The organism is Protofrankia sp. CiP1_Cm_nod4, assembly GCF_982290645.1.
Genome location: NZ_CEVIVC010000078.1, coordinates 1 through 3124 on the forward strand (window position 1 = coordinate 1; position 3124 = coordinate 3124).

The 3124-nt window shown below is 71.2% G+C and carries 2 protein-coding genes; both read left to right on the plus strand.

Going from position 1 to position 3124, the window contains the following annotated elements:
- Nucleotides 1–635 precede the first annotated feature (635 nt).
- Complete coding sequence (locus tag AC5LSR_RS15305; RefSeq protein WP_493465390.1) at nt 636–1946, plus strand: HNH endonuclease signature motif containing protein; 1311 nt, start codon at nt 636–638, stop codon at nt 1944–1946.
- Nucleotides 1947–2612: 666 nt separating this feature from the next.
- The coding region (locus AC5LSR_RS15310; protein ID WP_493468605.1) for a TlpA family protein disulfide reductase at nt 2613–3124 on the plus strand (512 nt) is incomplete at its 3' end.

The window sequence follows — 3124 nt, forward strand, 5'->3', positions numbered from 1 at the left end:
TCATCCAGCATGCCACGGCCGCCCAACATGCCCAAAACAGGACGATCGGTCGCGGCTGGCTACGTCCACAGCCTGATCCAGTGCGCCATTGGGGGCGGCATGTGGGGGTGACAGCCGCCGTTGCCACGCTGGGCGCGTCGGGGCCGCGGGAATCGCCCGTCCCAGATGGTGGAAATGTCCGAATCTGCTGATAGTCTCGTACACATGTTCGATTCTGTGGAGATCGAGAGCTTTTCTCCGACGGCTGCCCCGGCGGTGGCTGGCCCCCTGGAGCCCACCGGCCACCACGATGCCGTCCAGCCCGCCTCCGCTGGCACCGCCGCGTCCACCGCGGCCTGCCGCCCCTGTGCTCCCTCGCCACTCGTCCCCCGCGAGGGGCCTCCGGTGGAGAGTGGCGCGTCCGGCGCGGCTTGCCACACAGGCGGCGCCCCGCCGGCGGTGGAGGGCGGTAACGCGGCTGGCCGGCTGTCGGCAGTGAAAGGCGGTGGTGTGCCGCCGACGGTTGACGCGGTCGCTGGTCCGCCGGCAGTGGCGTCCTGCGATGCGGATGGCTGCCTGTCCCTGATGGCCGCGGTGCGGCGGCGGATCGCCGGGCTGGAGGCGGTCTGCTGCGCGCCCAGGCCCGGTTCGCCGCGCTGCGGCCGACCCCGCCTGAGGAGGCGAAGCGGGCTGGGCCGGGCTGGGCCGCAGAGGAGATCGCCGCCGAGCTCGCCCTGTCCCCGGCCGCCGCGGCGGCCGGCCTGGAACTGGCCATCACCGTCGTCGACCGGCTCCCGGCCACCCTGGCTGTGTTGGAGGCCGGACAGATCGACCTGGGCCGGGTCCGCGCGGTCGCCGAGACCACCGCGGCGCTCTCCTCGGAGCAGGCCGGCGCGGTCGAACGGAAAGTGCTCGCCCGGGGTGGGCGGGCCAGCCCGAGCCTGTTCCGCCAGGCGCTGCGCCGCGCTGTGCTCAGCGCCGACCCCGACGGCGCCCGGCGGCGGCACGCCCACGCCCGCAAGGGCCGGCAGGTCCAGCTCCACCCCGCCGAGGACGGCATGGCCGAACTGTGGGCGCTGCTGCCCGCGGTCGACGCCCAGGCCGCCTATCAGCGCTTGGATGCGCTGGCCCGCGCGGTCACCGGCCCGGAGGCCTCTTCCGGTGTGGACGCACTCCCCGACATGGGCGCCCGCCGTGCTGTCGACGGCCCGGACGAGCCGCCCAGCATGGATGCCCGCCGCGCGGACGTGCTGGTCGATCTGCTGCTGGGCCGGGATCGGGGCGGGCAGGTGTCGGTGGAGGTGGAGGTGGGGGTGCTGGTGTCGGCGGCGACGCTCGCCGGGGTCAGCGACACCCCTGGGGAACTGGCCGGATACGGGCCCCTGCCCGCGGACATCGTCCGTGAGCTTGCGCGGGAGGCGACCTGGCGGCGGATCCTCACCGACCCCGCCCAGGGCGACCGGCCTGTCGAGGTCGGCCGCCGGTTCCCCGCCCCCGGGCTGGCCCGGCTGCTACGCACCCGGGAGCAGGTCTGCCGGTTCCCGGGCTGCCGGAAACCCGCCCGGTTCTGCGACCTCGACCACATCCAGCCACACAGCGCCGGCGGGCCCACCAGCGAGAAGAACATGCTCGCGCTGTGCCGACGCCACCACAGGGCCAAGCACGAGGGCGGCTGGACGGTACAGCGGGCCGGCGGTGACACGGCAGTGTGGGCCAGTCCGACCGGGCGGACCTACTTCGACATCCCCGAACCCTGGGACGAGCCGACCCGGCCGGGAGCTGGAGAACGCTCCAGAACAGGGGAAGAGGAGGGCGCCTGCCCTGCGCCTCGACGGACAGTCGTTACCATCCCCGCGTCCAGCTCCGACTGCCGGGCCGGGGGTCAGAGCCGGGCCGGGGCACATGATCCGACCACGGCCGGGACCGGGCACAGCAGCATCCCGGATCTCGGCCCACCACCCTTCTGAAGGTTCTGGCCTTCTGAAGGTTCTGGCCCGTCATCCTCTTGAAAGCCGGTGGCATGCCCGCGAGTCCGGTGGGGCCAGCTCGAGAAGCGGTGTTACGGACAGTGATATTTAAGTGTTCTTGCAGGTAATAGCCCTACTTTAGAGATCATCGATAGAGATTGTTTGATGTTCATTTGGTGGTGGATGGCTGGCTTGTCGGGTTGTGCGGGTCGCTGGCTGTCCGGAACGCACCCGTGGTCGGAGCTGATCCGCGGGGTTGAGTTCTACAGTTTGTCGTAGGCTGATGGGCCAGGGCGCGTACCGGCCCGCTCCGGTCCGGACGGTGGCCGGCCGGTAGAAGCGGCCGGCCGGTAGAAGCGGCCGGCCGGTCGAAGAGATGGCGGTAACGCGGTCATGATCTTTTCGCGTTTGGGAGTCTGGATGGCCGGTCGGAGAGCCCGGAACCGGCGGTCCTGGATCACCGAGTTGCCGGAGATCCGGGAGGCTCGGGTCATCAGGTCACCGGGAGGAGTGTGTGTGGACGGGCGGCAGGGCGCGCGAGCGGCATCCGACGTGTCGCGCATGCGGGCTGGCCGGACGTCGTACCGCCGTGTCCTGAAGCACCGTTTCCTGAGGGCTGTCCGCTCCCTGAGGGCTGTCTGCGCGCTGGGCCTCTCGATGCTGGTGATGAGCGCTTCGATGCTGATGGCGGCCGCATGCTCGAGCGGGGGCGACAGCGTGGACCAGGCCGCTGGCGGTGGCTTCGGTTTCGTCCAGCAGGCGCCCAACTCCGACTTCGTCCCGGTCGACAGCCGCAGGACGGCTCCCGACCTCACCGGTTCCACCGTGGCCGGTCCTGATCTGAGCCTGACGGCCTTCCGCGGGAAGATCACCGTTGTGAATTTCTGGGCGTCATGGTGCGCACCGTGCCGGGCAGAGACGCCCGGCCTGGTCAAGATGGCCGCGGACAACCCAGAGGCGGCCTTTGTCGGGGTGAACGAGAAGGACAATCTCTCCGCGGCGAAGGCGTTCATCCGGGACAACGGCGTGACCTATCCGAGCATCGTCGACCGGATTGGCACGCTCGCGGCGCGCTGGCCGGTCCCGCCTGGTCTGCCGTCGACCTTCGTGCTCGACCGCGAGGGCCGGCTTGCCGCCCGCTTCACCGGCGGCGTACTCCCGGACGAGTTGACACCCGT